The sequence below is a fragment of the Microbulbifer mixtoriginis (SeqCode) genome (assembly GCF_052467235.1).
Genome location: NZ_CP174305.1, coordinates 2664182 through 2690059 on the forward strand (window position 1 = coordinate 2664182; position 25878 = coordinate 2690059).

The 25878-nt window shown below is 53.1% G+C and carries 26 protein-coding genes; 14 read left to right on the forward strand and 12 right to left on the reverse strand.

Going from position 1 to position 25878, the window contains the following annotated elements; all coding sequences use genetic code 11:
- The first annotated feature begins 140 nt into the window (after positions 1-140).
- The 3 genes from ACJJIO_RS11665 to ACJJIO_RS11675 all read left to right on the forward strand — a co-directional run bounded on the left by ACJJIO_RS11665 (position 141) and on the right by ACJJIO_RS11675 (position 1867).
- Positions 141-572, forward strand: a complete 432-nt coding sequence (locus ACJJIO_RS11665) for a DUF4345 domain-containing protein (protein WP_444908571.1) — start codon at positions 141-143, stop codon at positions 570-572.
- A 57-nt stretch (positions 573-629) separates the two neighbouring features.
- Positions 630-932, forward strand: a complete 303-nt coding sequence (locus tag ACJJIO_RS11670; protein ID WP_444908572.1) for a DUF1330 domain-containing protein — start codon at positions 630-632, stop codon at positions 930-932.
- An 80-nt stretch (positions 933-1012) separates the two neighbouring features.
- Positions 1013-1867, forward strand: coding sequence for an AraC family transcriptional regulator (locus ACJJIO_RS11675; RefSeq protein WP_444908573.1), 855 nt, complete (start codon positions 1013-1015; stop codon positions 1865-1867).
- Positions 1868-1894: 27 nt separating this feature from the next.
- On the opposite strand, the gene ACJJIO_RS11680 is transcribed toward ACJJIO_RS11675, so the two are convergent.
- The 3 genes from ACJJIO_RS11680 to ACJJIO_RS11690 form a co-directional block, all read right to left on the reverse strand.
- Positions 1895-2491, reverse strand: a complete 597-nt coding sequence (locus ACJJIO_RS11680; RefSeq protein WP_444908574.1) for a DUF1287 domain-containing protein — start codon at positions 2489-2491, stop codon at positions 1895-1897.
- Between the two features lie 134 nt (positions 2492-2625).
- Complete coding sequence (locus ACJJIO_RS11685; protein WP_444908575.1) at positions 2626-3156, reverse strand: GNAT family N-acetyltransferase; 531 nt, start codon at positions 3154-3156, stop codon at positions 2626-2628.
- A 92-nt stretch (positions 3157-3248) separates the two neighbouring features.
- A complete protein-coding gene (locus ACJJIO_RS11690) occupies positions 3249-3668 on the reverse strand; it encodes a hypothetical protein (RefSeq protein WP_444908576.1) in 420 nt (139 codons plus the stop codon).
- Positions 3669-4410: 742 nt separating this feature from the next.
- Between ACJJIO_RS11690 and ACJJIO_RS11695 the strand changes: the two genes are divergently transcribed.
- Complete coding sequence (locus ACJJIO_RS11695; RefSeq protein WP_444883589.1) at positions 4411-5658, forward strand: DUF945 family protein; 1248 nt, start codon at positions 4411-4413, stop codon at positions 5656-5658.
- Positions 5659-5810: 152 nt separating this feature from the next.
- Here the strand turns inward: ACJJIO_RS11695 and ACJJIO_RS11700 are convergent, their stop codons facing one another.
- A complete protein-coding gene (locus ACJJIO_RS11700; protein WP_444908577.1) occupies positions 5811-7019 on the reverse strand; it encodes a nitroreductase family protein in 1209 nt (402 codons plus the stop codon).
- A gap of 66 nt (positions 7020-7085) precedes the next feature.
- On the opposite strand from ACJJIO_RS11700, the gene ACJJIO_RS11705 reads away from it, so the two are divergent.
- A complete protein-coding gene (locus tag ACJJIO_RS11705; RefSeq protein WP_444883591.1) occupies positions 7086-7232 on the forward strand; it encodes a hypothetical protein in 147 nt (48 codons plus the stop codon).
- Positions 7233-7505: 273 nt separating this feature from the next.
- Here ACJJIO_RS11705 and ppc read toward each other — a convergent pair whose 3' ends face one another.
- From ppc to alaE, 5 genes are all read right to left on the reverse strand, one after another.
- On the reverse strand, positions 7506-10169 hold the full coding sequence (ppc, locus tag ACJJIO_RS11710) for a phosphoenolpyruvate carboxylase (protein ID WP_444908578.1): 2664 nt from the start codon (positions 10167-10169) through the stop codon (positions 7506-7508).
- 393 nt (positions 10170-10562) lie between these two features.
- Positions 10563-10925, reverse strand: coding sequence for a DUF4870 family protein (locus tag ACJJIO_RS11715; RefSeq protein ID WP_252084301.1), 363 nt, complete (start codon positions 10923-10925; stop codon positions 10563-10565).
- Between the two features lie 128 nt (positions 10926-11053).
- Entirely contained in the window at positions 11054-12427 is a 1374-nt protein-coding gene (locus ACJJIO_RS11720; RefSeq protein WP_444908579.1) for an ATP-binding response regulator, read from the reverse strand.
- 384 nt (positions 12428-12811) lie between these two features.
- Positions 12812-13513, reverse strand: a complete 702-nt coding sequence (locus ACJJIO_RS11725; protein ID WP_444883594.1) for an aspartate/glutamate racemase family protein — start codon at positions 13511-13513, stop codon at positions 12812-12814.
- A gap of 39 nt (positions 13514-13552) precedes the next feature.
- Positions 13553-14047 carry an L-alanine exporter AlaE gene (alaE, locus tag ACJJIO_RS11730; RefSeq protein ID WP_252084304.1) on the reverse strand — a complete coding sequence of 165 codons (495 nt, stop codon included), beginning with the start codon at positions 14045-14047 and terminating at the stop codon, positions 13553-13555.
- A gap of 242 nt (positions 14048-14289) precedes the next feature.
- On the opposite strand from alaE, the gene ACJJIO_RS11735 reads away from it, so the two are divergent.
- Positions 14290-14841 carry a PadR family transcriptional regulator gene (locus ACJJIO_RS11735; RefSeq protein ID WP_444887871.1) on the forward strand — a complete coding sequence of 184 codons (552 nt, stop codon included), beginning with the start codon at positions 14290-14292 and terminating at the stop codon, positions 14839-14841.
- A gap of 60 nt (positions 14842-14901) precedes the next feature.
- Here ACJJIO_RS11735 and ACJJIO_RS11740 read toward each other — a convergent pair whose 3' ends face one another.
- Together ACJJIO_RS11740 and ACJJIO_RS11745 are read right to left on the reverse strand one after the other, a co-directional pair.
- Positions 14902-16047 carry a beta-ketoacyl-ACP synthase III gene (locus tag ACJJIO_RS11740; RefSeq protein WP_444891486.1) on the reverse strand — a complete coding sequence of 382 codons (1146 nt, stop codon included), beginning with the start codon at positions 16045-16047 and terminating at the stop codon, positions 14902-14904.
- A 166-nt stretch (positions 16048-16213) separates the two neighbouring features.
- Complete coding sequence (locus ACJJIO_RS11745; RefSeq protein ID WP_444883596.1) at positions 16214-16903, reverse strand: ComF family protein; 690 nt, start codon at positions 16901-16903, stop codon at positions 16214-16216.
- Positions 16904-17067: 164 nt separating this feature from the next.
- On the opposite strand from ACJJIO_RS11745, the gene bioB reads away from it, so the two are divergent.
- Genes bioB through bioC form a run of 3 tightly spaced genes read left to right on the forward strand, consistent with a single transcriptional unit; the run spans position 17068 to position 20851 of the window.
- Positions 17068-18117, forward strand: a complete 1050-nt coding sequence (bioB, locus tag ACJJIO_RS11750) for a biotin synthase BioB (RefSeq protein ID WP_252085949.1) — start codon at positions 17068-17070, stop codon at positions 18115-18117.
- The gene (gene bioF, locus ACJJIO_RS11755) at positions 18114-19307 is read left to right on the forward strand and encodes an 8-amino-7-oxononanoate synthase (protein WP_444908580.1); all 1194 of its coding nucleotides are present in this window, start codon (positions 18114-18116) and stop codon (positions 19305-19307) included. The genes bioB and bioF overlap by 4 nt, the downstream gene beginning before the upstream one ends.
- Positions 19304-20851, forward strand: a complete 1548-nt coding sequence (gene bioC, locus ACJJIO_RS11760) for a malonyl-ACP O-methyltransferase BioC (RefSeq protein ID WP_444908581.1) — start codon at positions 19304-19306, stop codon at positions 20849-20851. Before bioF ends, bioC begins: the two co-directional genes overlap by 4 nt.
- Here the strand turns inward: bioC and ACJJIO_RS11765 are convergent.
- A complete protein-coding gene (locus ACJJIO_RS11765; RefSeq protein WP_152450920.1) occupies positions 20842-21330 on the reverse strand; it encodes a L,D-transpeptidase family protein in 489 nt (162 codons plus the stop codon). The two genes, bioC and ACJJIO_RS11765, sit on opposite strands and share 10 nt — an antisense overlap.
- A gap of 228 nt (positions 21331-21558) precedes the next feature.
- Here ACJJIO_RS11765 and bioD point away from each other — a divergent pair, with 228 nt between their 5' ends.
- From bioD to creB, 5 genes are all read left to right on the forward strand, one after another.
- Complete coding sequence (bioD, locus tag ACJJIO_RS11770) at positions 21559-22251, forward strand: dethiobiotin synthase (RefSeq protein WP_444887877.1); 693 nt, start codon at positions 21559-21561, stop codon at positions 22249-22251.
- 117 nt (positions 22252-22368) lie between these two features.
- Positions 22369-24150: an acyl-CoA dehydrogenase C-terminal domain-containing protein gene (locus ACJJIO_RS11775; RefSeq protein WP_444908582.1), complete on the forward strand. Its 1782-nt coding sequence runs from the start codon at positions 22369-22371 to the stop codon at positions 24148-24150.
- 111 nt (positions 24151-24261) lie between these two features.
- Complete coding sequence (locus tag ACJJIO_RS11780; RefSeq protein WP_252084312.1) at positions 24262-24453, forward strand: DUF3094 family protein; 192 nt, start codon at positions 24262-24264, stop codon at positions 24451-24453.
- Positions 24454-24463: 10 nt separating this feature from the next.
- Positions 24464-25132, forward strand: coding sequence for a nitroreductase family protein (locus ACJJIO_RS11785; RefSeq protein WP_444908583.1), 669 nt, complete (start codon positions 24464-24466; stop codon positions 25130-25132).
- 59 nt (positions 25133-25191) lie between these two features.
- Positions 25192-25878, forward strand: a complete 687-nt coding sequence (creB, locus tag ACJJIO_RS11790; RefSeq protein ID WP_444908584.1) for a two-component system response regulator CreB — start codon at positions 25192-25194, stop codon at positions 25876-25878.

Here is a 25878-nt window from a genome sequence, read left to right on the forward strand (position 1 = left end):
TAAGCGGTTAAGCGCCTCGTCTTTTGACATTTCTTGCTGTCTTAGTGGGATACCAAGACCGCAAGAAATATCAAAAATAGGGCCTTACTGGCCAATATGATTAGGTCATCACTCCAAATACGGCAAACTAAGGTGACACTATGAATCAGGCGAGTTCTATAGAAAGAAAAATTTTCCAATTGTTAGTGGTAGCGCTAGCGGTGATCTGTTTTGTACCCGGTGGTATCAGTGCATTTGGAGGGCTGAATGGCAGTGCTGCTCTGAGTGGTGGTGCTATGATTTTTGGCCCGGATAGCCCCTTGAGAGGATTTGGGGATAATCAATATCGATTTGCCTTTGGTGTTTTCTTTGCCCAGGGGTTGGTTCTACTGTATTTCCTGAGCAATATCGAAAAACATAAAGCATTGTTTTACTTCGTGGCTTTATCCCTCTTCATTGGCGGTCTGGGCCGCTTAAGCAATATTCTGGAATTTGGATTGGTGGATGATCAGGTCTTACCGCCTACGATTATTGAGCTTGCGATAGTTCCACTTCTGGTTTTTTGGTATAGGCGAGTAGCCTCTCAAAGTTAGTCATTAGAAGCTCTTAGTTAAGCAACTAAAATTATTTACACTTAAGAGATTATTACTTTGTTACCAGTATTTTTACATATAGAGTCTTCACCAAACTTACAGGAATCGCAGGCTCTTCAGCAGTATATAGGTCTGGCACCGCAATTAATGCAACAGTATGGGGGGGTGCCTATTGCCTCTTATGATGTGGAAGAGGCCCTGGACGGGGGTCGGTCACCAAGGGCATTTGTTGTGGTATCTTTTTCGGATCGGGAGGCGATCTATGCATTCTTTAATGATCCAGCCTACCAGGCGATTATTCCTTTGAGGGACAAGGCATTTAGCCATTTACGCTTTTTTATCACTAGTGAGCGAATTTAATTTAAAGGCATACTAAACCGGGAAGGTATTGTTCGAAAATTTCACCGCCCCAACGTAGACTGGCAGTAAAGGAGCCTCTCATGCAGCGATTTTTTAAAAGTATTAACTTCGTAGAGCAGCATCTATATGACAAAATTTCTGTTCACGAAATTGCCGCTGCCTCTCATTACTCCACCTACCACTTCAGCCGTATTTTTAAGGCATTAGTGGGGGACTCACCGAAAGAGTATTTGCGTAAGCGCCGATTGACCGTCGCCGCAAAGAGGTTGTTGAGTGAAGATATTGGTATTCTTGAGCTTGCCATGGAGTGCCAATTTGACTCCCAAGAAGCGTTTACTCGCGCGTTTAAAGCTTTATTTAACGTAACCCCGGCACAGTATCGAAAGCAGCAGGATCCTTTTCGGTTGTTGTATAAGGATCAATTTAGCCCTCATATGCTGCACCTCTTGCAAAATGAGTTGTCCATGGAGCCACAAATTATTTCGCGGCCAGCGATGCAATTGGTGGGGGTAGCGCAGGAATACGACCATGAAAATCTCAGCTTGCCAAAGCTCTGGTCTGCATTTCGGCCCTACAGGGATAAAATCCCCAATCGTATCAGCGATGAATCTTTTGGTATCTATGAATGTTATGAGGAAGCGGGTGATGAAATTCAGTTTAAGTATGTCTGCTGTGCGCCGGTTGCCGACCTGACTCAGGTACCCGAGGGAATGGTGGCGCGGGAACTACCGGAGCAGCTATATGCAAAATTTGTTCACCGCGGATCTATTACCACCCTGGAACAGACATTGAAGTATATTTGGGGAAGCTGGTTGCCAAAGTCCAATTACGACTATATTGAGAGGCCAGACTTTGAGCTGTACCCACCCAGATATCAGGTTACCAGCCCGACAGCGGAAATGTTTCTCCATATCCCGGTCAAAGAAAGGTCGTAATCGCTTGGCAATAGCGTAGTTTTTTCGCTACTCAATCTTTTCGGTTGCTTGGCTGGCGTTGTATCGGTAATGCCCGGTAATTTTAAAGGAAAACAGCATGTCTTCCAGCACGGGTCCAGCCCCGATATTGTGTGCGACCAAGTACCGGTTGGTCTTTAGAGAGCGTTTCGCAGTCACAATACCGATATGTGGTAAATTACCGGGCAGCATCCAGGTAACGATGTCCCCTGGTAGATAATCCTCTGCCTTGTTACTTATTGAGAGTGATTGCCCTTTGCGAGTAAAAAAAGCCTGTAGATTGGGTACTCGCCGGTGATCAATATTTTTATCTGGCCTGGAAAGTCCCCAAATGCGTTTAGATGGGTAGGCTTGAAAATGACCCGATATATCCTCGTGAACTTCTTTTTGCAAATCGATCCCCAGCTTCCTATATGATCGAATCACTACGTCGGTACAAACACCGGTATCAGCCGGCACATCTCCATTTGGATAGGGAATAGACACATAAGCAGGATCGTAGCGTACCTTATGATAGGTTCGCTCCAGAGCAGCTTCGGCCAAAGTCATATTTTGTGCATAGCTACTGGATGAAATAATACCAATAAAGAATATCAACCTTTTCACCTTATTATCCTTCTATTTTTTTCTTGCTCTGTGGATTCACTTTGCTAAAAAGAATATAGATAAAAATCTCTTCCATACTATCTATTGTGCATTGGTCAGAGGATGTGCATTCAATGATGTCTAGATTGAATTCTTTATTGGTCTAAATCGACCAGTTCGTTTAGTTGCTCCCAGATATACCAATAAGTTGGTACTTTACTTCCATCGGGAGCATGCCAAATACTTTCCTGTACTTGTCTCCCGCCCAGTTTTTGGTAGAAGGATTGCGCTTTAATATTATCCTGGTTGACTAAAAGGCACATGCCTCTATGTGGAGCCTGTTGATAAGCCCTGCGCGCGCCCTCTATAAAGAGCGCTTTGCCAACTCCCATTGAGTGGTAGCCTTCGCGTACATGTAAGTTGTCCAGGTGTGTACCCCAGTCAGGGTGATTATCCATGTATAGACAGATAAAGCCGGCGATATTGCCCTCTACTTCAGCTAAAAACACCTGCTGATTGGATTTAGGGTGCTCAAAGCGATCTTTCCAGAGTCGCATCCTTTCCATTGGAATCCTATCTTCAAGGTACTGTTTGCTAAGCACGCTACGATAATTTTCCTGCCAGCTGACACTATGTATGTTAGCGATGGTGGGCACATCATGCTTTGAGGCTTTACGTATTTTCATAGTGATTATCTACTTCTTGATAAGTAAGGATAGTAATGGCGATTAATTGATGAAATTGTTCAGTTATTTTGGAACGGTTTTCTCATAGTTTTTTATGTAATAAATTCCACGTTTGTATCAAATTCTTTCTGCAGATGTGCACGAAAAGAGGTTATTTTGCTGGAGGGAAAGGTAAATTCTGGAATTTCTCCCGGAGATATCTGATTGTAAGGGAGAGAAAAGTAGCCGCGATCCTTAACCGAGTCGACAGCAACTTTCCTTATCTCTGATCTCTTAATTGAATGATCACCAATGAAGATAAACTCTCCATCAAACCTTACATAGGAAACTGGATCTTCTATTATTGGTTGCTGAAATTTTTTTCGGTTGTAATTTATGGCAATGAGAGCCGTTATAAAAGGAAACAATCTCCAAATGAGATGATCCTCGGGTAAGTGAATTGCCATTAAAAAGATTAAAAGAAAGATGCTAGAGATTTGTAACGCCCTTAATAAAAATTGTTTGTTGCTCATTCCCTGTACTCTATATTTTTCTTTATTTACTCATTTCTTGGCTATGATGCCAAAAGAACTTATCTCAAGCTAACGCTGTATTTATCCCAGTACCATTTAAAGAATGGTAATTCAATTAGTAAAAAGCTGATTAGAGAAAATCCAAACCAGTTAGCAGTAAATAGCAGCATATTGAACTTGTATCCAGAATCCCAAAAGAGAGCGCCGGCGATCAGTAGTGCGATACCGGTTGCTAAGAGGTCATTAATTATGATCTTGTTAAGGTCAGCGCCTGCATGCCTTGGGTAGATATAGAGATAGGCGGCGCAGATGATTATAGCGTTAACGGTTAGTAACGTTACCTCGGGTTTCAAAATTAGATCTCTCTGATTGGTACAACTTTGAATACCATTATACGGCAGGACTGCGCCAAAGTACTCTAAATATTGGGGTTATAGAGGGTTAGTTAGCTATTGGAATCTGTGGGAGTTATTGCACTTATAAAAGGGGAGAATATTTTTAGCTTTTAATTTTTTATAGCGAACACTCGTGCCGTATTATCATTAACTCACAGGCTCAGGGGTTATTTTATATCAAGCCTGGCAATCCGTTATGTCTGGTTGTTTAACGTGGCCCCTGCTAAAGGGAATCGCCCATTGGGGCTATGGAATAGGCAAAGAGGTTCAGCCCTGTTACTGCTGTCGCACTAATAACTTCATAATCTGCTACCATCAGCGCAAATCCTGTTGTTAGATCGATTCTTATGAAACTCTTGCGTTGGCTTCTGTTAATCCTACTGGCTTTACTGGTAATTTCAGCCCTGGCGGCGCCAGGATTCATTGGTCCCAAGGTGGAGGAGGTCTGGAAGCAGCAGCTGAGCAGGATGCAGGGGGGAAGCACTACCGGCTATCAACGCGGTTGGTTTGGAGCTGAAACCAATACTGAGGTGGCGCTACAGAATGGCACCACTGAGCTGCACACTGAAATTCATCATGGTCCATTGCTGTTAACTTCTGGTGGGCCCCGTTTGGGGGTTATCTATAGCGAAACCCGCCTAGATCTAGAGCAATTAAACCCGCAGCTACGCGCTCAGCTTGAGGGAATCTATGGCCGCTTGCAGAACAGCCCCCTGGTTTTGGAAACCCTGGTTTTAGCGGATAACCGGGTACTCAATACCCTGCGCCTGGAACCCTTTAAAAGTTCAGGTGATTTTGGCCAGCTGGCATTTACAGGTGGTGAGATTGCAGTGTCGACAGATTATAGCGGCGCGGTGTTGGATGGGGTAATCGATCTGGGTAGCCTGACCCAGATGCGCGATGGCGTGGAAGTATTATTTACCGAACCGCTTAAAGGAGAGTTTCAGTTAGAGCCCCGCCGTGGCGGTAAGGCACAGCTATATCTGTCACTGTTGCGTGCCGAGCGTGATTCGGGGCCGGCGGAACTGCGGGATATTAGCCTGGAACTGGATATAGAAATGCTCGCGGCGCAGACCCTCAAAGTGGTGAGTGATCTGCAGCTACCCAGTGTGCAGTCTGCCACTCCTATTACTTCTGTGCGCCAACAGATGACCCTGCCTAAGATTAAGGCTGCCGATCTGGGCCACTATTTACGTGTACTACTGCCGGTGGCGGAGCGCAATTGGGCGAGTGATATGCGTCCACCCCTGCGCCTGCAACAACAGCTGGTAGTGGAATCTCGCAATGGTCCGGTTCTGGTGGATGCGGATATTGACTGGAAAGGAATGAAGCGACCTCCGCGCCATCGCAACGGCAGCGCTTTAAATCAATGGCTGAATCCTCTGGTGGGCAGCATGACCCTGAGCGCGGCAGAATCGGCGTTGCTGCAGTCGCCGCTGGTAGGCCAGGCAATGATGTTGCGACAATACGGTTTGCTGATTGAGCAAAACGATGAACTGCAGATGCACCTGGAGGTGAATCGCGGGCGCCTGGAAGTGAATGGCCAGCAGTTGCCACCAGATTTGTTCCTAATGGCACTGACCGGACAATTTTAAAATCTGATTGGCTTAACGGTTAGATTGGAGAAAGGAGTGATGTGATCGTTCCTTTCTCTTTCCGGTAAATCCATTTTTTAACAAGACGGTATCTTGGGTACTCATTGCGTCCTAATTTATATCGACCGGACAATGCAAAAATCCTCTTGCTGTTAGATTAAAGGGGTACTGAGCCAGCTAATATCATAGTGAGGTGGCAGCACATCGTCCGGCAGGTTTTTTCTTTCCTGTGGGGGCAACCTTAGAAACTCTCCTTGTATTCCTAAAGCTTCACACCCCACCTCCCAGTTAGCGCACCAGATGCCAGTAGCCACTGCGGCATAGTATCTAGAAGATGTTGTCGCATAAAAATCAAGGCGCACTTGAGAGCCTTTCTTGTGGGCAATACAGCGTGTGGTTTGACCGTTATAGGAAGACGGTGCCCACTGGCAACTTTCAAAACATCGATTAAACGCCTCCCAGGGCGATTTATCTATTTTTAATGCTTCTTTCATGGCGTTATCTACGAAAAACAGGTCGGACAGCGGCAGACGCTTATGAAACTGATTGTTAAAAAAACGGATAAACAATGGTGCGTACCAGCTTTCGTAACCCACAGCGCAGAGACAAATAATAGAATCCTTTTTCTTATCAAAGCGCTCGCGGAGGTGGGTTTTGACACTGCGGTGATCTGCTCCGGGACCAATCCAGCAAGTCCCTAAACCCATTCGCGTAGCGTCTAAAACAATCTTTTGCAGGGTTCTGCCGATATCAAGAATGGCCGTTCGATTGTATTCCGCTGGGGCTATTGCAACGAGGAAATATCTGGCATTGACCACCGGCCAAACAGTGATGGGTGCTTTGACCCACTCCAGACGTATCGGTGCATTGCCGAGACGTGGTTGCTGTAGGTGAATTGCAATACGAGCTTTTAGTGCTTGCTCATGGATGGGGATTAAGGGACGGGTTTGATAGGCGCGGCACGATCTACGGTCACGTATCAGCGCGAAAATATCTTCTCGGCTGCGGGCTTTGGGTAGCGGTTCCGGCAAACGGATACAAAAACGGCAAGTCACAATATCAAAAAGAATAATGGCCGTTAGTATCAAGGGTAGCCAGATCAATATATTGGCCAGTCCAGTTAAACCTACTAGATATATGAGTCCCACCAACAGGAAGAGGCTCAGAGTGATTGGGACAGGCATTAGGTACTGCAGCCAACCAGTAAATTGAAGTTGCAACTTTATACCCAAAAGACGAATAAACAGGCGGCGAAGCCAAAGGGGATGCACTTTGTCGACCATGGCCCGCTCGTTGGGTCCAAAGCTGGCGTAAATGACTTTTGACTTGCGGGTTCTAGCCGTGGTTTCAGGGTCGCTCATCGGCATCTCCTGTAATGCAAATGACCACTTGCATTATGCGCCTGTTTATATCGAAAAGGAGATTCTATGCAGTGCACCATCGATGAAGCCAAGCTGTTTAAAGTAGTTATCAGCGAATGGATGGCTCATGGTTATGGGTGCTGTACAACTAGGGACATGGCCAGTATCGCAGGTGTTAATAAGGCGATGCTGTTCCGGCGGCTTTGGCGGTAAAACTGGTTTATTCACACGGACGATAGATCATCAGCTGGCTGATACCCCGTTGGAGTTATTCTGTATTTCGGGAGATCTGAATAACGATCTACGGGTTCTAGCAGAAGAGTATATGGACACTTATCGATTGTATGGGGGCGTGGTGTATCGTGCAGTGTAGGAGTTGCCCTGGTATCTGGTAGTGCCTCGATTTAATTTGATTGGCCATATATCAGGCTTTTTATAGGGGCGAGGGTGTAGGCGAGCAGAGTGGGGGACTCTGCCCGCCAACGGTTATCCGGTATTGCGCATGCCTGCGGCGATACCGGCGATCGTTACCATTAGGGCACTCTCCAACACAGCGTCATTCTCCCGCTCGCGCAGACGCGCCATTAATTCGGCCTGAAGCAAATGCAGTGGATCGGTATAGGGATCGCGCACGCGGATGGACCAACGCATCACTGGGTTATTGTCCAACAGACTTTCGCGACCGGTGAGTTGCTGCAAAGCACTCACTGTATGAGCCAGGCGTTCGCGCAGGCTTTCCCCCAGCTCTATCAGCTCCTTGTTGTCTGTAAGGCGTTCCTCATACCAGGAGGCGACACGGGTATCGGATTTCGCCAAAACCATCTCCAGCATATCCACCACGCCCTGGAAGAAGGGCCACTCACGACTCATTTCTCCCAGGGTGTCGGCTTCGTCTGCCTGTTTTAGGGCTTGTTCGAGTGCGGTGCCGGTGCCGAGCCAGGCGGGTAGCATCAGGCGCATCTGGGTCCAGGCGAACACCCAGGGAATGGCGCGTAGTGTTTCTACGCCGCCACCGGGCTTGCGCTTCGCCGGTCGACTACCGAGAGCCAGACGGCGGAGTTCCGTCTCCGGGGTGACGGTGCGCAGGTAGGCCACCAGAGCCGGGTCGTCACGCACCACTTCGCGGTAACTCTGCACCGAGACTTCCGTGAGGCGTTCCATCTGATTGCGCCACTCGGGGCGAGGCTGGGCCGGTGGCATCAGGGTAGCCTCCAGTGTGGCGGCCACATACTGCTCCAAATTGTAGGCGGCAACGGAGGGGCGGCCGTATTTGAAGCGGATCATCTCTCCCTGCTCGGTAACGCGGATACGCCCAGCCACCGAGCCTGGTGGCTGCGACAACAGTGCCATGCGCGTTGGAGAGCCGCCGCGGGAAATAGAGCCGCCACGGCCGTGGAACAGGGTTAGGGGAATGCCGTGATTGCGGAAAATTTGGGTGAGCGCCTCCTGAGTACTGAACTGTGCCCAGGCCGCGCCGAGGAAGCCGGCATCCTTGGCCGAGTCTGAGTAGCCGATCATTACCTCCTGGCCCTCCAGCACGCGCTGTTTGTACTGGGGAATATTGAGCAGGGTACTCATGGTGTCGGCAGCATTATTGAGGTCGTCCAAGGTTTCAAACAATGGCACCACGCGCATAGGTTGGTTTACCCCGGCAATTTTCTGCAGCAACATGACCGCCAACACATCGGAGGGCTTTTTCGCCATGGAAATCACATAGGCACCAAACCCCTCGTGGCCCTGCTCAGCAACCACCTTGCAGGTTTCTAATACCTCGCGCACATCCCCATCGCAGAAATCCGTATGGTAGAAATCCTCATCGATTAATGGCCGGCGGTTATCCAGCTCCGCCAGGAGGAAGTCCAGTTTGCTCTGCTCATCCCAGGTGGCGTAATTCCCCAGCCCCAGATAGCGTGTGATAGCGTCGATGGCATCCATATGGCGGGTGGATTCCTGACGAATATCCAGGCGCAACAGGGTGATACCGAAGCAATTGAGCCGGCGCAGGGTGTCTTTGAGCTGGCCATCGGCGATCGCCGAGAGCCCCACCGCGCGCAGAGAGCGGTCGATCAGGTTCAGCTCAGTGAGCAGTTGTTGACCGCTGTGAAATACTGCACCCGCTGGTTCCTGCTGTTCGTTAATGCGGGCCTCCAGTTGCGCGCGAGTATTGCGCAAGCGGTAGCGCACCCGGCGGAGTATGAGCCGGTAGGGCTCATGGCTTGGGCCTGTTTGTGCCAGTAATTCTTCGCTGGCCTTGTGCATGGATAGATCGGCCAGCAGGTTTTCCACATCGCGCAAGAGAAGGTCGGCAGCCATCCAGCGCGCCAGCAGTAATACCTTGCGGGTTACCGCTGCGGTGACATTGGGGTTGCCGTCGCGGTCGCCACCCATCCAGGAGGCGAAGCGTATGGGTACCCAGTTATCCGGCAGTGGCGGTAATCCCGCTAGGGTTAGTTCCTCCTCGATGGCGCGCATAGTCTGGGGTACTGCCTGCCATAGGGACTGTTCAATGGTGGCGAAGCCCCACTTGGCTTCGTCTACCGGCGTGGGCCTCTCACGGCGGATTTCATCGGTGCTCCAGGCAGAGAGTATTTGCTCGTGCAGATGACGTCGCAGCTCGCGGCTCTCTTCCTGGGTAAGGTCTGGTCGGTCCAATGCGGCGAGGAGATCGGCGACGTGGTCGTACTTGCGGATCAGGGTGCGACGGGTGACCTCGGTGGGATGGGCGGTGAGGACCAGCTCCACGGAGAGATCCCTGAGTGCGGTGTGTATATCGTCGGTTGAGCGATTGATGTTCTTTAGCTCTGCCAATACCTGGCGCAGGCCGCGGTCTGTATCTGGGTCGCCAGAAAAACGCTGATGCTGCCGGTGCAGGCGTTCGCGATGGCGTTGCTCGGCGATATTGGCGAGATTCAAAAACTGGCTAAAGGCGCGCGCCACTTCCAACAATGTATCGTCGTCGAGAGGGTCCAGCAGCTGGTGTAAGCGATCCACCTGCATCTCTCCGCTACTGCGGCTTTCCACTGCGGCCTGGCGGATGGTTTCCACAGTATTAAATAGCGAATCACCGGCTTGCTCGCGCAATACCGAACCGAGCTCCTCGCCGAGTAGGCGGACGTCCTCCCGCAACGGGGTGTTTTGATCCTGACTCACAAGCCTTTATCTCCCTAACGATATCCGGTGAAAGTACCGGGCTTTATCTTCGCATAATTTTTTCGTAAGGAGGCTGTGCTGCCAAAATAAAAGATTTTTTCAGTAAGAAATTTACTTAAATAATGATAAATAAAGGAAAAGTCTTACGATAAAGGTTGGTTTTTAGAAAATTTATAATCCAGCAGGTATAAATATCATGCCAGGTATTTTATCGGCTATTAGAGAGAGCTTTCGACCAGATTTTTTTAGGCGGGAGGTCATCAGGAGGGGAATTAAATTGGAAAAAGCGAAGAGTAAATTGGTTAGGAAGGCGTAAAATTTATGGGATTTTTAAATATCCCCTATTTGCGCAGGGCAGAAGCGCCCGCGCGAGATTTTCACGCGGGCCGGGTTTTAGTAGTAGTCATAGGCGGGGCGGCGATCGACTAGGCGCAGCCAGCCGCGAATAACCCGGTAAATAACCCAAATCCAGTTTACGGCGAGAATCACATAGCCGAGACCGAAAACCCAAAAGGTCAAAGAACCAACCACAGTCCACAGCAACCAGAACCAGAAAGTGCGAATCTGCCAGCGGAAATGGGACTCCGCCAGGGTGCCGCGTACATCGCTGCGCTTGAAATAGTTAATCAGTACGCCAACAAAAAACGGAACCGCGGTAAATAGGCTGATGGCCTGGATCAGGTAGACCATGATGGCCAGATCTCGACCACTCTGTTCGCGGGCCTCCTGGGAGCGTGTGGGGTACTGCTCTGACATAACTTTATTCTCTTGTGGACTCTGAAAAATATAGTGTGGTCCCCAATGCGCAATTCAACTTGACTGCGTTGGAATGGTATTTTTACACGACAGTCGGTGAAGAGCCCAGGGTGTCGTAACGTCCCATATTATTTTAGTGCCCACTCGGTGTGCACATTGCGCTCGCGCCATGCCTTCAGCTGTCGCACCGATTCCCGCATCAGTTGCAGTAATTCTGTACGCTGCTGACGGCAGTGTTCGCGTTCGCTGTCGATGGAGAGGTTGGCGGCGAGACTGCGCAGACGACTGGCTACGCTATCGAGCCCCACCTGTGCCGCTGCCCGGGCGACATCCTGCGCCTGTTTTTCTGCATCCAACCAGTGGCGGCCGGTGAGGGCGCTGGTGAGCGCAGTGATTCGTTTGGGTAGGGTGGCGCTGCGGTCACTGAGTAGCTCGGCGAAGGTCAGGTGATCGAGAGTGTCCTGCTGGCGTAAAAGAGCACTGGTGTTGAGCAGCTGGGTGGGGCGGTTTTTTTGTTGTGGTGACGTCCCCTGCGTGCGCCGTGAAGCCCATTGCATCAGCTGCATTAGCTGGCGATCGGCAATTGGGTGGGTAAGTACGCCAGTAAAACCTCGGGCCTGATAGCGCTCTTTATCGCCGGTTTTGGCAGATTGCAGCAGGGCGAAAATGGGTAAATCGTTGCCCCGTTCGCGGCGAATTTCTCGTACTGCCTCCACGCCATCCATCAGTGGTAGATGGGTGTCGGTCAGGATTAAGTCAAAGTTTTTTTGGAGGGCGGCGCTGCTGCCGTCGATACCGTTACATTCCCTTTGTACATGGTGGCCCATGGCTTCCAGCGGCGCTTGCAGGGATTCGTGTTTATTATTTTCCACCAACAGGATGGCGAGGCCGCTGCCGGTATTGCCGAGCACTTCCTTGGGAAGTTTCAGCTCCACGGTTTCCACCTTGCCGATCTGACGTAAATCGTCCAGAGATTTGAGAGCGGCGTTTAACTGGCGCTTGCCGATTTCAACCAGCGCTTTGATATTGTTGTCCTCGCTGCGTCCAATCAGGTTGAGGGTGCCCATCAATGTATCCAGGGGGTGGTGCAACTGGTGACGTACTATTGTGAGCAGATCGGATTTTTCCTGGCGCAGTAATTCGAGGCTTTCACGAGTTTCTTCGAGTTGCTTCTCTAGGGCGAGAAATTCACTGTTGCGGCTATGCACCTGCTGAAACAAATTACTGTTTTCGGCGCTGATATTATCGACACGCTCTGCACTCTCTTTACGCAATTTGCGCAGACTCAGTTGTCTATTGAGTGTAAAAGCACAAATTAGCACAGTAAAAATCAGCGCCGCGATCAACCAGTAAATAGGAATTTGTTGCTGCAGAGCATTTAATTCAATGGCTTGTGCGGTGGTGGAGATAAATACTGAGCCGCACAGTAGTGCTCCGGCTAGTAGAGCGTGAAAAAAAACACGACGAGAGGGCAATCCCCCAGAAGAAATGGCTTTTATCATCCTTATAACCACTTGTGTTAGGGCGGACTAAATCCTGCAGTCCGCAGTGTGATTTTCGCGGTAGGTTTTGATCGATACTCCCGAAAAGATCAGAGCGTTTGATACTGCAATATGGCACGGCGTACAAGAGATATTTTTAAAGGACTGGCGGGCTAACGGGTGGATAATCCGGTCAGAGGCATGAACGCTATCGCCATTAGCCAAGAGTTATTGCGCCAAAAACAGAGGATGGTTTTTTTTGGGGGCTTGATGCTGAAGAATTGCACGCTATTACACAGGCTTATATAGCGGGAGGTTTTGCACTGGGTTGGCGTATTTTACCGAGATCGGTGGCACAGTGTTCCTCGATAAAATACGCAAAAAATTAAAAATATCAGGGTTGATTCAAGCGGCCTGAGGTAGGCGCTCCTGCAATAACTGCAACATGCGCTCAGAAGGCAGAAACAGGCGAATTCCATCACAATGGGCGAGCAATTCCTGATAAAAATAATCGAAATGTGTGCAGCCCAGAATCAGTATCTGTACGCCGCTTTTCACCAGAGCCGCGACCAGATCATCCAAAGCGTGCTGACGCACGATCATCTCGGCGGCGAGGCCATCCTCAATATCTTCGACGATCTGCAGATTGCCGATACCGATCACCTTGGCGGTTGTGTTGCGCTCGAGAATTTCACGCTCAATATTGGCGCAACTTTGGCAGTTGGCGGCGAGCAGGCCAAAGTTGCGGTAGCGCTGGGTGAGTTCGGCGTATACCTCAAGGGGAGAAACCACCTCAATTGGCGAGGTGGCTTTGACCGCTTCCATATCCACCGCACCGGAAAGGGAATTGCAGTAGATCATGGCGGCTTCGGCGCCGGCCTGATGCAGCTGTTCAATCGCTTCGATCAGCTGCTGGGTGAGAGCGCCGCGTTCTAGCGCTTGCAGTTGCGTCTGTGCCTGGGGCGATGTTGACAGAGACATACCGACGCCACGCAGCTGACGCGCGGCGAGGAAATCCAGGCCAAAGCGGGTGTCTGTGGGGGTGCCGGCGACCACGCCAATGGTCATAGAACTTTTTTCAATGGCGTTATCGGTCAACACAGTCATGCTCCTCTCTCGTAATGCTCAATCGAGTATTGGTGCCCCTTAGATGGCGCGTCTGCCCAGCAGGGGAACCAGCGTATTAATCCACACTCGGCGCACCCAGTCGAGATAAATTCCATAAGGCCGCCCCAAGGCGCCTGCGATCAGCATAAAAGTGATACTGGCTGTGGCAATTTCGTCCCAGCTGGCACCGCCTAGGCGCATATTGGCCATATATAGGGGAAACTGGAAGCTGAGGAAGACAAAGGTGTCTACCAGGTAAGCATTTACAAAACCGCCGCCACCAAAGCGGTTCACAATCCAGCTGCGGTACATGCTGAAAGGGCGAGCGATCAGTGTATTGAACACCAGCGCCATCAAACGCACTTTCAGGTGCTCACTCCAGCTCATACCTGCCAACACCAGCTCGATGGGGATCGCCACGGCCCAGGAAAAACTGTTCATGGCGAAGATATCGAGCAGGAAATCCCAGCGTCGCGAGTTGGGTGCGGCTGGTTCGGCGTCGGGGCCGGATGGTGTTAATGCGGGCGCGGACATGGAGCAGACAACCTCTTGAACCTCGAGCCGCCATATCAAGATGGCGGCAGGCCGGCGATTATATCTCCAAATTGCGTAAATGCTAGCCTTGCATCTCGACTGGTGAGGTCTGCCGAGATAAACGTCCTACTAATTATTAGAAAATTAATCTAATTATCTTATTGGCTTAACGCGCCTCCTGGTCACGATGGCGTCGCAGAGGTTAATATGCAACTCTTTGCATAAGACGAATCGGAGCCGCCATGTCCCTGCGCTATGCCGTACTCACCCTGCTGGATATAGAGCCCGGCAGTGGCTACGACCTAAAGCGCCGCTTCGAGCGCAGTGTTTCCCATTTCTGGAGCGCCAGCCACCAGCAGATGTATCGGGAGCTGCACAAGTTGCACGACGAAGGATTGCTGGATTGCGAGGAGCAACCGCAGGAGGGCAAACCGGACAAAAAGGTCTACAGCCTCACCGACAAGGGGCGTGCGGAGCTGCGCGATTGGGTAATTCAGCCAGCGGCACCACAGAAGATTCGCGAACCCTTTTTAGTGCGTATGTTTGCCGGCCACCATTTGAGCCAAGAGGAGTTGCGTTCGGCTCTCAATGATCAGCTGCACAGGCACCGAGGGCTGTTGGAGAATTATCGGGAACAAAATGAGCGGGTGCTTAAGAGTGACCCCGCCCTGCAGGAGCGCTATTGGCTGGCCCACCAGACACTGCTGTTAGGCATAGAGGCGGAGAAGACCTGGATCAACTGGGCGGAAAATATGCTGCAGCAACTGGAACAAAAATGTGAAGAGAGCAGTTAAAAAAACCGGGCGATGCCCGGTTTTTTGTGTCTATGGTGCGGAAATGAGTCGAGTGCTAGCTTATAAAGCGACTTTCTCCACTACCAGGCTGCCGATAGAGTAGCCTGCGCCAAAGGAACAGATAATTCCGCGCTCACCTACTTGCAGGTCATCGCTGTGCAGATTGAAGGCGATGACAGAACCGGCGCTAGCGGTATTCGCGTAGCGGTCCAGCACCACCGGGGCGCGTTCTGCGCTGGCCTCATCACCCATCAGTTTCTTGGCGATCAGATTATTCATGTTGATGTTGGCCTGGTGCAGCCAGTAGCGGCTCACTTCGCGGGGATCGGTGCCGCTCTCCCCTAGGTGCTCCTCAATATGGGCGGCGGCCATGGGGCAGACTTCCTTGAATACCTTGCGGCCGTTCTGGCGGAACAACTTGCCGGGGCCGAAAGGGTCCACATCGGCAGCGCGCGCAGCATAGCCGAAGTTGGAGCGGATATTGTTGGAGTAGACGGTCTTGGCCTTGGTGCCGAGGATTTCCCAGGCAGTGTCTACGCTGCAGGTCTCGCGGCGCTCGATCACACTGGCGACCGCCACATCTCCGAAGATGAAATGACTGTCGCGATCGGTAAAGTCCACTTGCGGTGAGGCCAATTCAGAATTGATCACCAGTACGGTGCGTGCGGCGCCGGAACAGATGGCATCTACCGCGCGCTGTAGAGAAAATGTTGCCGAGGAGCAGGCGACTTCCATATCGAAAGCGAATCCATCGATGCCGAGGGCGCCCTGAATTTCGATGGCAATGGCGGGATAGGCGCGTTGCATATAGGAAGCGCCAACAATCACCATATCGACATCGGAGGCCTGTTTATTGGCTTTCTCAAGCGCCAGTTTGGCGGCTTTTAGCCCCATCTCCGCCTGAACACACAGGTCGTCGTCGTTGCGCTCGGGAATAAAGGGGCGCATGCGCGCGGGATCGAGAATTCCTTCACGGGTCACCACATAGCGGCTCTTGATACCGGAGGCCTTTTCGATAAATTCCGCAGAGGACTGTGGCTTGGGCTGCAGTTCGCCGGATTCAATTGCTTGAGCGTGCTCCAGGTTGTACTGCTTGGCGTAGCTATTGTAGGCGTCTACCAGCTCTTCGTTGCTGATCGCTTCCGGTGGGGTCCACAGGCCGGTGCCGCTGATGACAATGCCCCGTGGCAACTTGTGTTCACTCATCGCTGAATCCCTGGCTCGCAGCAAAACACCTGCGAGCAATTAGTCACTGATTAAAACCTTAGCCTTTAGCGGTGCCGGCTTGTTTGGGATTTATCTGCCAGAACGGCAAGGCAAGTTATTGTGACGTCTCTGTGACTGCCGGTCTATCTGCGGTCGCGCCGAAGAGTCATGGCGTTCTGGCCAAAACGAACGCACTGACCTTGTGTGCACCAGCTTTCAGGAGTATCTGTGCCGCCGCCTCCAGGGTGGCTCCGGTAGTCAGGACATCGTCCACCAGCCCGATATGCATTCCTTCAACGGATTCACGCAGGGCAAAACTTTGCAGTAGGTTGCGTAGGCGTTGTTGCCGGCGCAGCTGCGACTGGGTGCGGGTGGCGCCAGTTTTGCGCAACAGCCGCGCTTGCACCGGCAAATGCCATTGCTTTCCCAACTCGCTCGCGATCAGTTGCGCTTGGTTGTATCCACGTTGCCAGTAGCGCTGCCAGTGGAGAGGAATGGGGGCGAGTAGGTCGGGGGGCTCGTTGTGTGGGGCTATTGAGGTGGCGGCAAGTTGCGCCAGGCTATGGCCGGCGGCCAGGTCGCGTTGGTACTTGAAGCGCTGGATTAGCTGGTTCACCGGAAAGGCATACTGCCAGGCGGCCTGAACCCTCTGGCAGTGCGGCGGCTGGCGCAAACAACTGGGGCACAGGCGTGCGCTGGAGGCCAACGGCAGCGCACAGCTTTCACAAGCCTGGCCCAGATAGGGCAGGTCTCGGATACAGCTGGCACAGATACCAAAGTCACCGGCTCTATCGCCGCACAGCAGGCACTGCGTCAGGTAGCGAGAGAGTCGAGCTGAAATCAGGCTGTAAACCATAAGAGAGCTTCTGAGTTGACAGCAGGTGGGGCCTGGCTAAACTGGCCAGTCTGTTTGGTCGAGTTTGCCACTGCTGTCTTCTGCAGTCACCCCGCCCGAATACATAAAAACAGCACCCCAACTCCAGTAACAGAGAGAGTAAGCTTGTGACTGCAGCCCAGACTATGCCCGCCGCCGATATCCGCCACGACTGGACCCGTCAGCAGGTTCTGGATCTCTTCGCTATGCCATTTAGCGATCTGATGTTTACCGCGCAGCAGGTTCACCGGACACACTTCGATCCCAATCGGGTCCAGGTCAGCACCCTCTGTTCCATTAAGACCGGCGCCTGCCCGGAAGATTGCGCCTACTGCCCGCAGAGCGCCCGTTACGATACTGGGCTGGAGCGGGAAAAATTGATGAAAGTGGAGAAGGTGTTGGAAGAAGCTCGCGCGGCCAAGGCTGGCGGCGCCACTCGCTTCTGTATGGGAGCTGCCTGGCGCTCACCCAAGAAAAAAGATATGCCCTACGTTACCCAGATGGTGCGCGAAGTGAAGGCACTGGGTATGGAAACCTGTATGACCTTGGGGATGTTGAATGATGACCAGGCGAAGGAATTAGCTGATGCCGGGCTCGATTACTACAACCACAATCTGGATACCTCACCGGAGTATTACGGCGAGATTATTACCACCCGCACCTACCAGGATAGGTTGCAGACACTGGGGCGCGTGCGTGCCGCCGGTATGAAAGTCTGCGCCGGCGGTATTGTCGGCATGGGCGAGGGCGACAAAGATCGCGCCGGCCTGCTGATGCAACTGGCCAACCTGCCTGAACACCCCGAGTCGGTGCCCATTAATATGTTGGTAAAAGTAGCTGGTACGCCGCTGGAGCAGGAGAAGGACCTAGACCCCTTCGAATTTATCCGCTGCATCGCCGTAGCGCGCATTATGATGCCCAAGTCCCATGTGCGCCTGTCCGCCGGGCGCGAACAGATGAGTGATGAGATGCAGTCTATGGCTTTCCTCGCCGGTGCCAACTCCATCTTCTATGGCGAGAAGCTGCTGACCACCGCCAATCCCGAGGCCAACAAGGATATGCAATTGTTCTCCCGCCTGGGTATCCAGCCGGAGGAGTATCAACAATACGCCGATGAGAGCGCAGTGGAAGCGGAGTTGAATGCACAGATTACCGAGCAGCAAAACGACGCTTTCTTTTACGATGCGGCCAAATGACCCTGGATAAAACCCTGCGCCAGCGTCTCGATGAGCGGCATCGGGACAATCTTTATCGCCAGATTAAAACTCTGGAAGCGGCGCCCAGCCCCATCGCTGTAGTGGATGGGCGAAAGCTGCTGACCTTTAGTAGTAACGATTACCTGGGACTGGCAAGCCACTCAGAAGTTATCCGTGCCCAGCAGGCCGGTGCTGAGCTGGGCGCCGGTGCCACCGCTTCCCATTTGGTTAACGGCCACCTTCAAGTCCATCAACAATTGCAACAGAGCCTTGCCGAAGTCACCGGACGCGAGGCCGCACTGGTTTTTTCCAGTGGTTATATGGCCAATGTGGGGACACTCTGTGCGTTGCTGGGCCGCGCGGACAATGTTATTTCCGACAAGCTCAACCACGCCTCCCTGATAGACGGCGCGCGCTTGTGTGGCGCCAACAGTTTACGTTTTGCCCACAACGATCCAGTTGCCCTGCGCCGCCAGCTGCAAAGGGCGGCCGAACGCGGTGGCAATACTCTGGTGGCGGTAGATGGGGTCTACAGTATGGACGGCGACAGGGCTCAATTGGCGGAGATTGCTGCCCTGTGTTGGGAATTTGATGCCTGGCTGATGGTGGATGAAGCCCACGGCTTTGGAGTGATGGGGAGTGAACAGCTGCCCCTTGCCGGCAGCTGCGCGGCCGCCGGTCTCGGCCAGGATGAAGTGCCGGTACTGATGGGTACGCTGGGTAAGGCCGCCGGCAATGCAGGTGCCTTTGTGGCTGGCTCGCGTATGTTGATCGATTTTTTGGTGCAGTTTGCACGGCCTTATATTTATACCACCGGTATGCCGCCGGCAGTGGCGGCAGGTTGTATTGCAGCAATTGAACTGATGCGCAATGCGCCCGAGTTGAACCAGCGCCTGCAGGCGAATATCACTTACTTCCGCCGGCGTGCGGCGCAAGCGAATTTACCTCTGACGGATTCATCCAGTGCGATTCAACCACTCCTGTTGGGCTGTGAAGAAACTGTGATGACTGTGTCCAAAAAGTTGGAGCAGCGTGGCTTTCTAGTGGGCGCTATTCGCCCACCTACCGTGCCCAGAGGTACCGCTCGCTTGAGAATCACCCTGAGTGCCTCCCATAACCACAGCCAAATTGATGCTTTGGTAGATGCCCTCGTAGCTGTGCTTCAGGAAAAAATAGCGGTGCCTTTGTGATTGAGATAGAGAACCTGGTATTCCTGCACGGTTGGGGGGGAGATAAAGGGCCCTGGCAGCCCCTACTCGAAGCGGTGCGTGAACAACTGGCACAACCTTTGACTTGTATCGAATTACCGGGGTGTGGGGAGCGTAGTGGCGTGCCCTGGCCACAATTAGAGACACTTTTACAGCGACTGTATAACGAACTGCCTAATAACTGTGTTTTGGTTGGGCACTCTCTCGGAGGCATGTTGGCCCTGCAGTTGGCGGCCAGACCGGGACAGAAAAAAATCCTCGGTGTTGTCACCATTTCTGCCAATGCCTGTTTTGTGGAGCGGGACAACTGGCCGGGTATGCAGCGGCGTGTTTTTGAGAGATTTCGCAGGGCCTTTGTGCAGGACCCCTACGCAATCTGGGAGCGCTTTTGTGCCCTGCAGTCCCATGGTGACAGTGCCATGCGCGACCTGCTCAAGCAGCTTAAGGAGCGCCGCCCCAATATCAATGCCGAAGCCTGGAAGCGGGCCCTGGACTGCCTGGCAGACCTGGATAATCGTCAACTACTGCAGACACTCGGAGTCCCCACACTGCATCTGTTTGGTAAGCAGGATGCCCTGGTGCCCCAAGCTGCCGTAGAGGAGATCCAGGGCTGTGGTGCAGCGGTAGAGGTGATTGAGGGATGTGGTCATAAACCGCATTTATCTCAGCCGCGCCAAGTCGCAGGGCGATTGCGGCATTTTGTCGAGAGCCTGTCTCCCCCTGATAGCGGTACTTCCGAGCCTTTCGATAAATCCGCCGTGGCGCGCTCCTTTGGCCGCGCTGCCGCCAGCTATGACGACTGCGCTCATATACAGAGAGCGGTGTGTCGGCAGCTGATGAAAATGGCGGATCGCCACTGGGCACCGCGCACGATTGTCGACCTTGGTAGCGGCACCGGCTTTGGTAGTGAGTTGCTGCGCCAACATTTTCCCGAGGCGAGAATTATCGCCTTGGATCTGGCGGAAGATATGTTGCGCTACGCTCGCACAGAACGCCCCCAGGCTGATGATTATATTGTTGCGGATGCTGAACAGTTGCCCCTAGCAGATGACAGCGTGGATCTGGTGTTTTCCAGTATGGCGCTGCAGTGGTGCTATCGCTTGCCACAGCTGTTTACCGAGTTGCGTCGGGTACTCTCTCCAGAGGGGTTCTGCCTGGTGGCGACACTGGGGCCGGGCACGCTGGCAGAGTTGCGTAATAGCTGGGCCCAGGTGGATGGCGATATACACGTCAATCGTTTCCTTCCCCTGGTAAAGTGGCGTGAAGCGGCGGTGCAATCGCAATTAAATGGCGAGGTGCTCGATGAGCAGCGCCTGTTGTATTTCGATAGCCTGCGCCAGCTGATGAAGGAATTAAAAGGCGTGGGGGCACACAATATTAACCGCGCCGCCAAGCGGGGGATGACCGGGCGTGCCAGGTTACAGCAACTGGCCGAAGCCTATGAAGGCCTCAGGCAGCCCAGAGGGCTGCCGGTAAGCTACGAGGTCATCTATATGAAGCTGGCCTGTGAACCAGATCAGGGGTAGATATCGATGGGGATCGGGGTTTTCACCAGCGCCCAGATCTCGTCCATTTCCCGATTGGAGGCCACTGCGATACAGCCATCGGTCCAGTTATTGCGGCGCAGATGCCTCTCCATATAGGACCACTCGGGCTTGATGCCGTGGATCATGATATCGCCGCCAGGGCTGACCCCCATTTTGGCTGCCCGCGCACGGTCCTGTTTATTTGGGTAGGACACATGAATAGAGCGGTAGAAACGGCTGTTGGGGTTTTTCCAGTCGAGGGTGTAGCGCCCTTCGGGGGTGCGTTCATCCCCCTCGCGGACCTTGTGTCCTCTGGGATTATCGCCGAAGGAGACGGTGTAGCTTTTCACTACCCGGCCGTCGCGAATCAGCTGCATCAGCTTCTTCGACTTGTACACAACAACATGATCGACAGGAGTTACTTTTGCTGAGGCGAACAGAGGCATCGCCAGCAACAGGGCAAGAGTCAGGTATCGCATGGTCTCTAAGCTGCTTGAATGTTTTCAGTTATTTCGAGATTTCCCGCGTCCCTGCAGAGCAGTTTCCCCTTTTGAGGGAATTATTTTGTGAGCGCGGCCCCGTGCCTTTGTTATCAGTGCTTGGCTTGATTTGTTCAAAATCTGCGCTACACGACTAAATTATCATCAAGTGGCTGGCGTGAAAAGTCACCACAAGAAAAAATTTGAACTTTTTGAATAGGGGAGGCCTTGGTCTTGGGCAGAAGTTATTTTGTAGCCGGTACCGATACCGAAGTGGGCAAGACCTTTGTCAGTGCGGCTCTACTCACAGCGGCCGCGAATGTGGGATTGCAAACCGCAGCGGTAAAACCGGTGGCCTCCGGTTGTGAGCAAACTGAATATGGACTGCGCAATGAGGATGCCTTGCTGTTACAGGAGGCCATGACTTTGCATCTGCCTTACCAGCAGGTGAATCCTTTTGCACTGGAACCGGCAATCGCCCCCCATATCGCCGCCATAGAGGCGGGTAAGCAGCTCAACGTATCGCGCATGGCTGGAGTCTGCCGCGGTGTGATGTGTGCCGGCGCTGATCTGGTGTTAATCGAGGGGGCCGGCGGCTGGCGCACACCCCTGGGTCCCAGAGCCTTTCTTTCGCAACTGCCGCGGGAGTTGAATACCCCGGTGATTCTGGTGGTGGGTATGCAGCTCGGCTGTATCAACCACGCACTGCTGACCGCCGAGGCGATTCGCCACGATGGGCTGCCTCTGGCGGGTTGGGTGGCCAACTTCGTCCGTCCGGGCATGGCGCGGGCCGAGGAAAACCTGGCCACCCTTGAGGCCCTGCTGCCGGCCCCGTTGCTCGGTGTGCTGCCCCATAGCGAGACGCGGGATTACCGCGAAGCGGCGCAACACCTGGATATTCGCCCGCTGATACCCAGCTAAAGCACCTCATCAAAGCATTCTCAGTCGGGCCCGAGAGGGCCCAAATCGGTTGACTTTGTACGCCTTCGGCCCTAGATTCAAACAAGCGTTTGAAACACCTGAATGAGGACCGGGAGCATGGCCGACTACAAGGCGCCACTGCGGGAGATGAACTTCCTGCTGCACGAAGTATTTGCTGCGGAAAAACTCTGGGCGGAACTGCCCGGGTTGGCCGGAGCTGTGGATCGCGAGACCGCAGATGCGATTCTCGAAGAGATGGCCAAGTTGGCTTCCAACACCCTGGATCCGATTAACCGCAGCGGTGACGAAGAGGGCTGTGATTGGAACGATGGTGTTGTGACCACCCCTGCGGGCTTCAAAGAAGCCTACGCCACTTTCTGTGAGGGTGGCTGGGGCGCGCTGTTGGGCAACCCAGAGTACGGCGGCATGGGTATGCCGAAGATGCTGGGCGCTCAGGTCGAGGAAATGATTAACGCCTCCAATATCTCCTTCGCTCTCTACCCGGTACTGACCAACGGTGCCTGTCTGGCGATCGATGCTCATGCCAGTGAAGCGCTGAAACAGAAATTCCTGCCCAAGATGTACGAGGGCACCTGGGCCGGGGCCATGGACCTGACCGAGCCCCACGCCGGCACCGACCTGGGTATTATCCGCACCAAGGCCGAGCCCCGCGAAGACGGCAGTTACAGCATTAGCGGCAGCAAGATCTTTATCACCGGCGGTGACCAGGACTTGTCCGAAAATATAATTCACCTGGTACTGGCCAAGTTGCCGGACGCACCCAAGGGCCCTAAAGGCATTTCCCTGTTCCTGGTGCCGAAGTACAAGGTGAGCGAAGACGGCAGCATCGGCGAGAGCAATAACGTTAATTGTGGTTCCATTGAACACAAGATGGGCATTAAAGCCTCCGCTACTTGTGCGATGAATTTCGACGGTGCTCAGGGTTGGCTGGTGGGTGAGGAGAACAAGGGCCTCGCCGCTATGTTTACCATGATGAACTACGAGCGACTGGGTGTGGGTATCCAGGGCCTCGGTGCCTCTGATCGCTCCTACCAAAACGCCCTGGAATACGCCCGCGATCGTATCCAGAGCCGCTCTCCTGCCGGTGCCCAGCAGCCCGAAAAAGCTGCCGACCCGATTATCGTGCACCCCGATGTGCGCCGTATGCTGCTCACCCAGAAAGCACTGGTGGGCGGTGGCCGCGCCCTGTCCACTTACGTGGCTCAATGGCTGGACATCTCCAAGTTCGGCGAGGGTGAAGAGAAAAAGAACGCCGAGGCTATGGTGGCCTTGCTGACCCCTGTGGCCAAGGCCTTCACTACCGATATGGGCCTCGACTGCACCGTAATCGGCCAGCAGGTTTTCGGCGGTCATGGTTATATTCGTGAATGGGGCCAGGAGCAGCTGGTGCGCGATGTGCGTATTACCCAGATTTACGAGGGCACCAACGGTATTCAGGCATTGGATTTGGTGGGTCGCAAGACCGTCGCCAGCGGTGGCGCCCTGTTCGAGCTATTTGCTGCGGATGTGCAGCGTTTTATCGATAGCCAGGTTGATCGCGAGGCAATGGCTGAGTTTGTACAGCCGCTGGCAACTGAGTTGCAGCGCCTGCGCGAAGCCACAGAGAAAATGATCGCCGCAACCAAGGAAGACCCCCACGCGCCGGGTGCAGCTTCGGTGGAATACCTGCATCTGTTTGGCTATGTGGCTTACGCCTTTATGTGGGCCAAGGTGGTTGCAGTTGCGCTGGACAAGCAGGAGGCGGACAGCTTCTACAAGGGCCAAGTGAAAACTGCACGCTTCTATTTTGCGCGCTTACTGCCGCGCACCCAGGCACTCGCCAGCAGCGTCAATGCCGGTAGCGCCACCCTGATGGATCTGGAAGAGGAACTGTTCTAACAACCCTCTCGGTAGATTCTAAAAAAGCCTCGCCTTGCGGGGCTTTTTTTATGGAGTCGCTTTTCGCTTTCTCCTACACTCGGGAGAAAACAATAAAGAGCGAAACAGCCAATGACCAATATCTCCCAGAAGAGACTCTCCGAGGAAGACCAGGCCCGGGTCGATCAGTATCTGCAAAGCGCGGTCAACCAAGTGGAGCGCAAGCCCTTCCGCCCCTGGTTGTTGTTCGTCATGCTCCTGGTGGTGCTGACCCTGCTGTCGTTGATCAGCGTGTTGATCGCGCAGACCAAAGGCGTGGTGTGAGGGGCTTGCTATGGAGCCCGATAAAAACTTTCAGCCACTGGATTTTACTTGCCTTGGCGATGACGAGATGCGCCGTCGCGCAGGGGACTTTTTCCGTTTGATGCGCCGGCGTCGCTCGGTGCGGGATTTCTCAGTTAAACCTGTGCCCCGCGAGGTTATCGAAGACGCCGTGCGAGCTGCCGGTAGCGCTCCCAGCGGGGCCAATATGCAGCCGTGGCATTTTGTCGTCGTTGAAAATGCCGAGGTTAAACGCCGTATTCGCCTGGCCGCGGAAGAGGAGGAGCGCGAGTTTTACCAGCGCCGTGCCTCAGAGGAATGGCTTAACGCATTGGAACCCCTGGGCACAGATGCGCACAAGCCTTTTCTTGAAACGGCGCCCTACCTGATTGCAATTTTTCTGAAGAAGTTTTCCAGTGCGGAAAATGGTGAGCGATTAAAAAACTATTACACCGCGGAATCGGTAGGTATCGCCACAGGTATATTGATTGCCGCCCTGCATAATGCCGGTGTGGCGACCCTGACCCACACCCCCAGTCCGATGAAATTTCTCAATGAAATTCTTGGCCGCCCTGTGCAGGAAAAACCCTATATGATTCTGGTGGCTGGGCTGCCCGCTGAAGGTGCTCAGGTGCCAGCTATCGGCAGAAAACCCCTGGATGAAATTGCTGATTTTATTTGAGTTACCGCTTTCCGCGCGGCAAAAATAGATACACTGGTGGAATTTGAGCTTAGGGTTCCATGCCAAGAATATTGATCGTCGAGGACGAAGGCGCAATAGCCGATACCCTGATTTATGCGCTGCAGGCCGAGGGTTTTACCACTCACTGGCTGGCGCTTGCCGGCGAGGCATTAGCACTACTGAAGAGTGAGTCTTTCGACTTGGTGATTCTGGATGTGGGACTGCCGGATATCAGTGGCTTCGAAGCCTGTAAACAATTGCGACGCTTCTCCGAAGTGCCAGTGATTTTTCTCACTGCGCGCAACGGGGAAATAGACAGGGTTGTAGGGCTTGAAATTGGCGCTGATGATTATGTAGTGAAACCTTTCAGCCCGCGCGAGGTGGCAGCGCGGGTCAAGGCCATCCTCAAAAGGGTGGCGCCACGCCCAGAGAGAGTAAAGCTATCTGAGGCTAAAGGCCCTTTCCGTATCGATTCGGTGAGTTACCAAATCCTCTTCCACGAACAGTTATTGCCCCTGACCCGCCACGAGTACCGCCTATTGGAAACCCTGCTGGCCCAGCCCGGAAGGGTGTTTTCCCGTGCACAATTGCTCGATGCTTTGGGGGTGGCTTTGGAAGTGGGGTATGAGCGCAATGTCGACAGCCACATCAAAGGGCTGCGGGCAAAAATTCGCGAGATAGCACCAGACTCCAAGCCAATCCAAACCCATCGCGGCCTCGGATATAGTTGTTGCCCGGAGCAATAA

Excerpts from the sequence above, each read along its gene's own strand:
- ACJJIO_RS11695 (WP_444883589.1), top strand. The coding sequence starts at position 4,411 with ATGAAACTCTTGCGTTGGCTTCTGTTAATCCTACTGGCTTTACTGGTA.
- ACJJIO_RS11765 (WP_152450920.1), bottom strand. The coding sequence starts at position 21,330 with ATGCGATACCTGACTCTTGCCCTGTTGCTGGCGATGCCTCTGTTCGCC.
- ACJJIO_RS11745 (WP_444883596.1), bottom strand. The coding sequence starts at position 16,903 with ATGGTTTACAGCCTGATTTCAGCTCGACTCTCTCGCTACCTGACGCAG.
- ACJJIO_RS11675 (WP_444908573.1), top strand. The coding sequence starts at position 1,013 with ATGCAGCGATTTTTTAAAAGTATTAACTTCGTAGAGCAGCATCTATAT.
- ACJJIO_RS11775 (WP_444908582.1), top strand. The coding sequence starts at position 22,369 with ATGGCCGACTACAAGGCGCCACTGCGGGAGATGAACTTCCTGCTGCAC.
- ACJJIO_RS11785 (WP_444908583.1), top strand. The coding sequence starts at position 24,464 with ATGGAGCCCGATAAAAACTTTCAGCCACTGGATTTTACTTGCCTTGGC.
- ACJJIO_RS11720 (WP_444908579.1), bottom strand. The coding sequence starts at position 12,427 with ATGATAAAAGCCATTTCTTCTGGGGGATTGCCCTCTCGTCGTGTTTTT.
- ACJJIO_RS11715 (WP_252084301.1), bottom strand. The coding sequence starts at position 10,925 with ATGTCAGAGCAGTACCCCACACGCTCCCAGGAGGCCCGCGAACAGAGT.
- ACJJIO_RS11700 (WP_444908577.1), bottom strand. The coding sequence starts at position 7,019 with ATGAGCGACCCTGAAACCACGGCTAGAACCCGCAAGTCAAAAGTCATT.
- ACJJIO_RS11735 (WP_444887871.1), top strand. The coding sequence starts at position 14,290 with ATGTCCCTGCGCTATGCCGTACTCACCCTGCTGGATATAGAGCCCGGC.
- ACJJIO_RS11665 (WP_444908571.1), top strand. The coding sequence starts at position 141 with ATGAATCAGGCGAGTTCTATAGAAAGAAAAATTTTCCAATTGTTAGTG.
- ACJJIO_RS11725 (WP_444883594.1), bottom strand. The coding sequence starts at position 13,513 with ATGACTGTGTTGACCGATAACGCCATTGAAAAAAGTTCTATGACCATT.
- bioB (WP_252085949.1), top strand. The coding sequence starts at position 17,068 with ATGCCCGCCGCCGATATCCGCCACGACTGGACCCGTCAGCAGGTTCTG.
- ACJJIO_RS11740 (WP_444891486.1), bottom strand. The coding sequence starts at position 16,047 with ATGAGTGAACACAAGTTGCCACGGGGCATTGTCATCAGCGGCACCGGC.
- ACJJIO_RS11780 (WP_252084312.1), top strand. The coding sequence starts at position 24,262 with ATGACCAATATCTCCCAGAAGAGACTCTCCGAGGAAGACCAGGCCCGG.
- bioF (WP_444908580.1), top strand. The coding sequence starts at position 18,114 with ATGACCCTGGATAAAACCCTGCGCCAGCGTCTCGATGAGCGGCATCGG.
- creB (WP_444908584.1), top strand. The coding sequence starts at position 25,192 with ATGCCAAGAATATTGATCGTCGAGGACGAAGGCGCAATAGCCGATACC.
- alaE (WP_252084304.1), bottom strand. The coding sequence starts at position 14,047 with ATGTCCGCGCCCGCATTAACACCATCCGGCCCCGACGCCGAACCAGCC.
- ACJJIO_RS11685 (WP_444908575.1), bottom strand. The coding sequence starts at position 3,156 with ATGAAAATACGTAAAGCCTCAAAGCATGATGTGCCCACCATCGCTAAC.
- ACJJIO_RS11690 (WP_444908576.1), bottom strand. The coding sequence starts at position 3,668 with ATGAGCAACAAACAATTTTTATTAAGGGCGTTACAAATCTCTAGCATC.
- ACJJIO_RS11705 (WP_444883591.1), top strand. The coding sequence starts at position 7,086 with ATGCAGTGCACCATCGATGAAGCCAAGCTGTTTAAAGTAGTTATCAGC.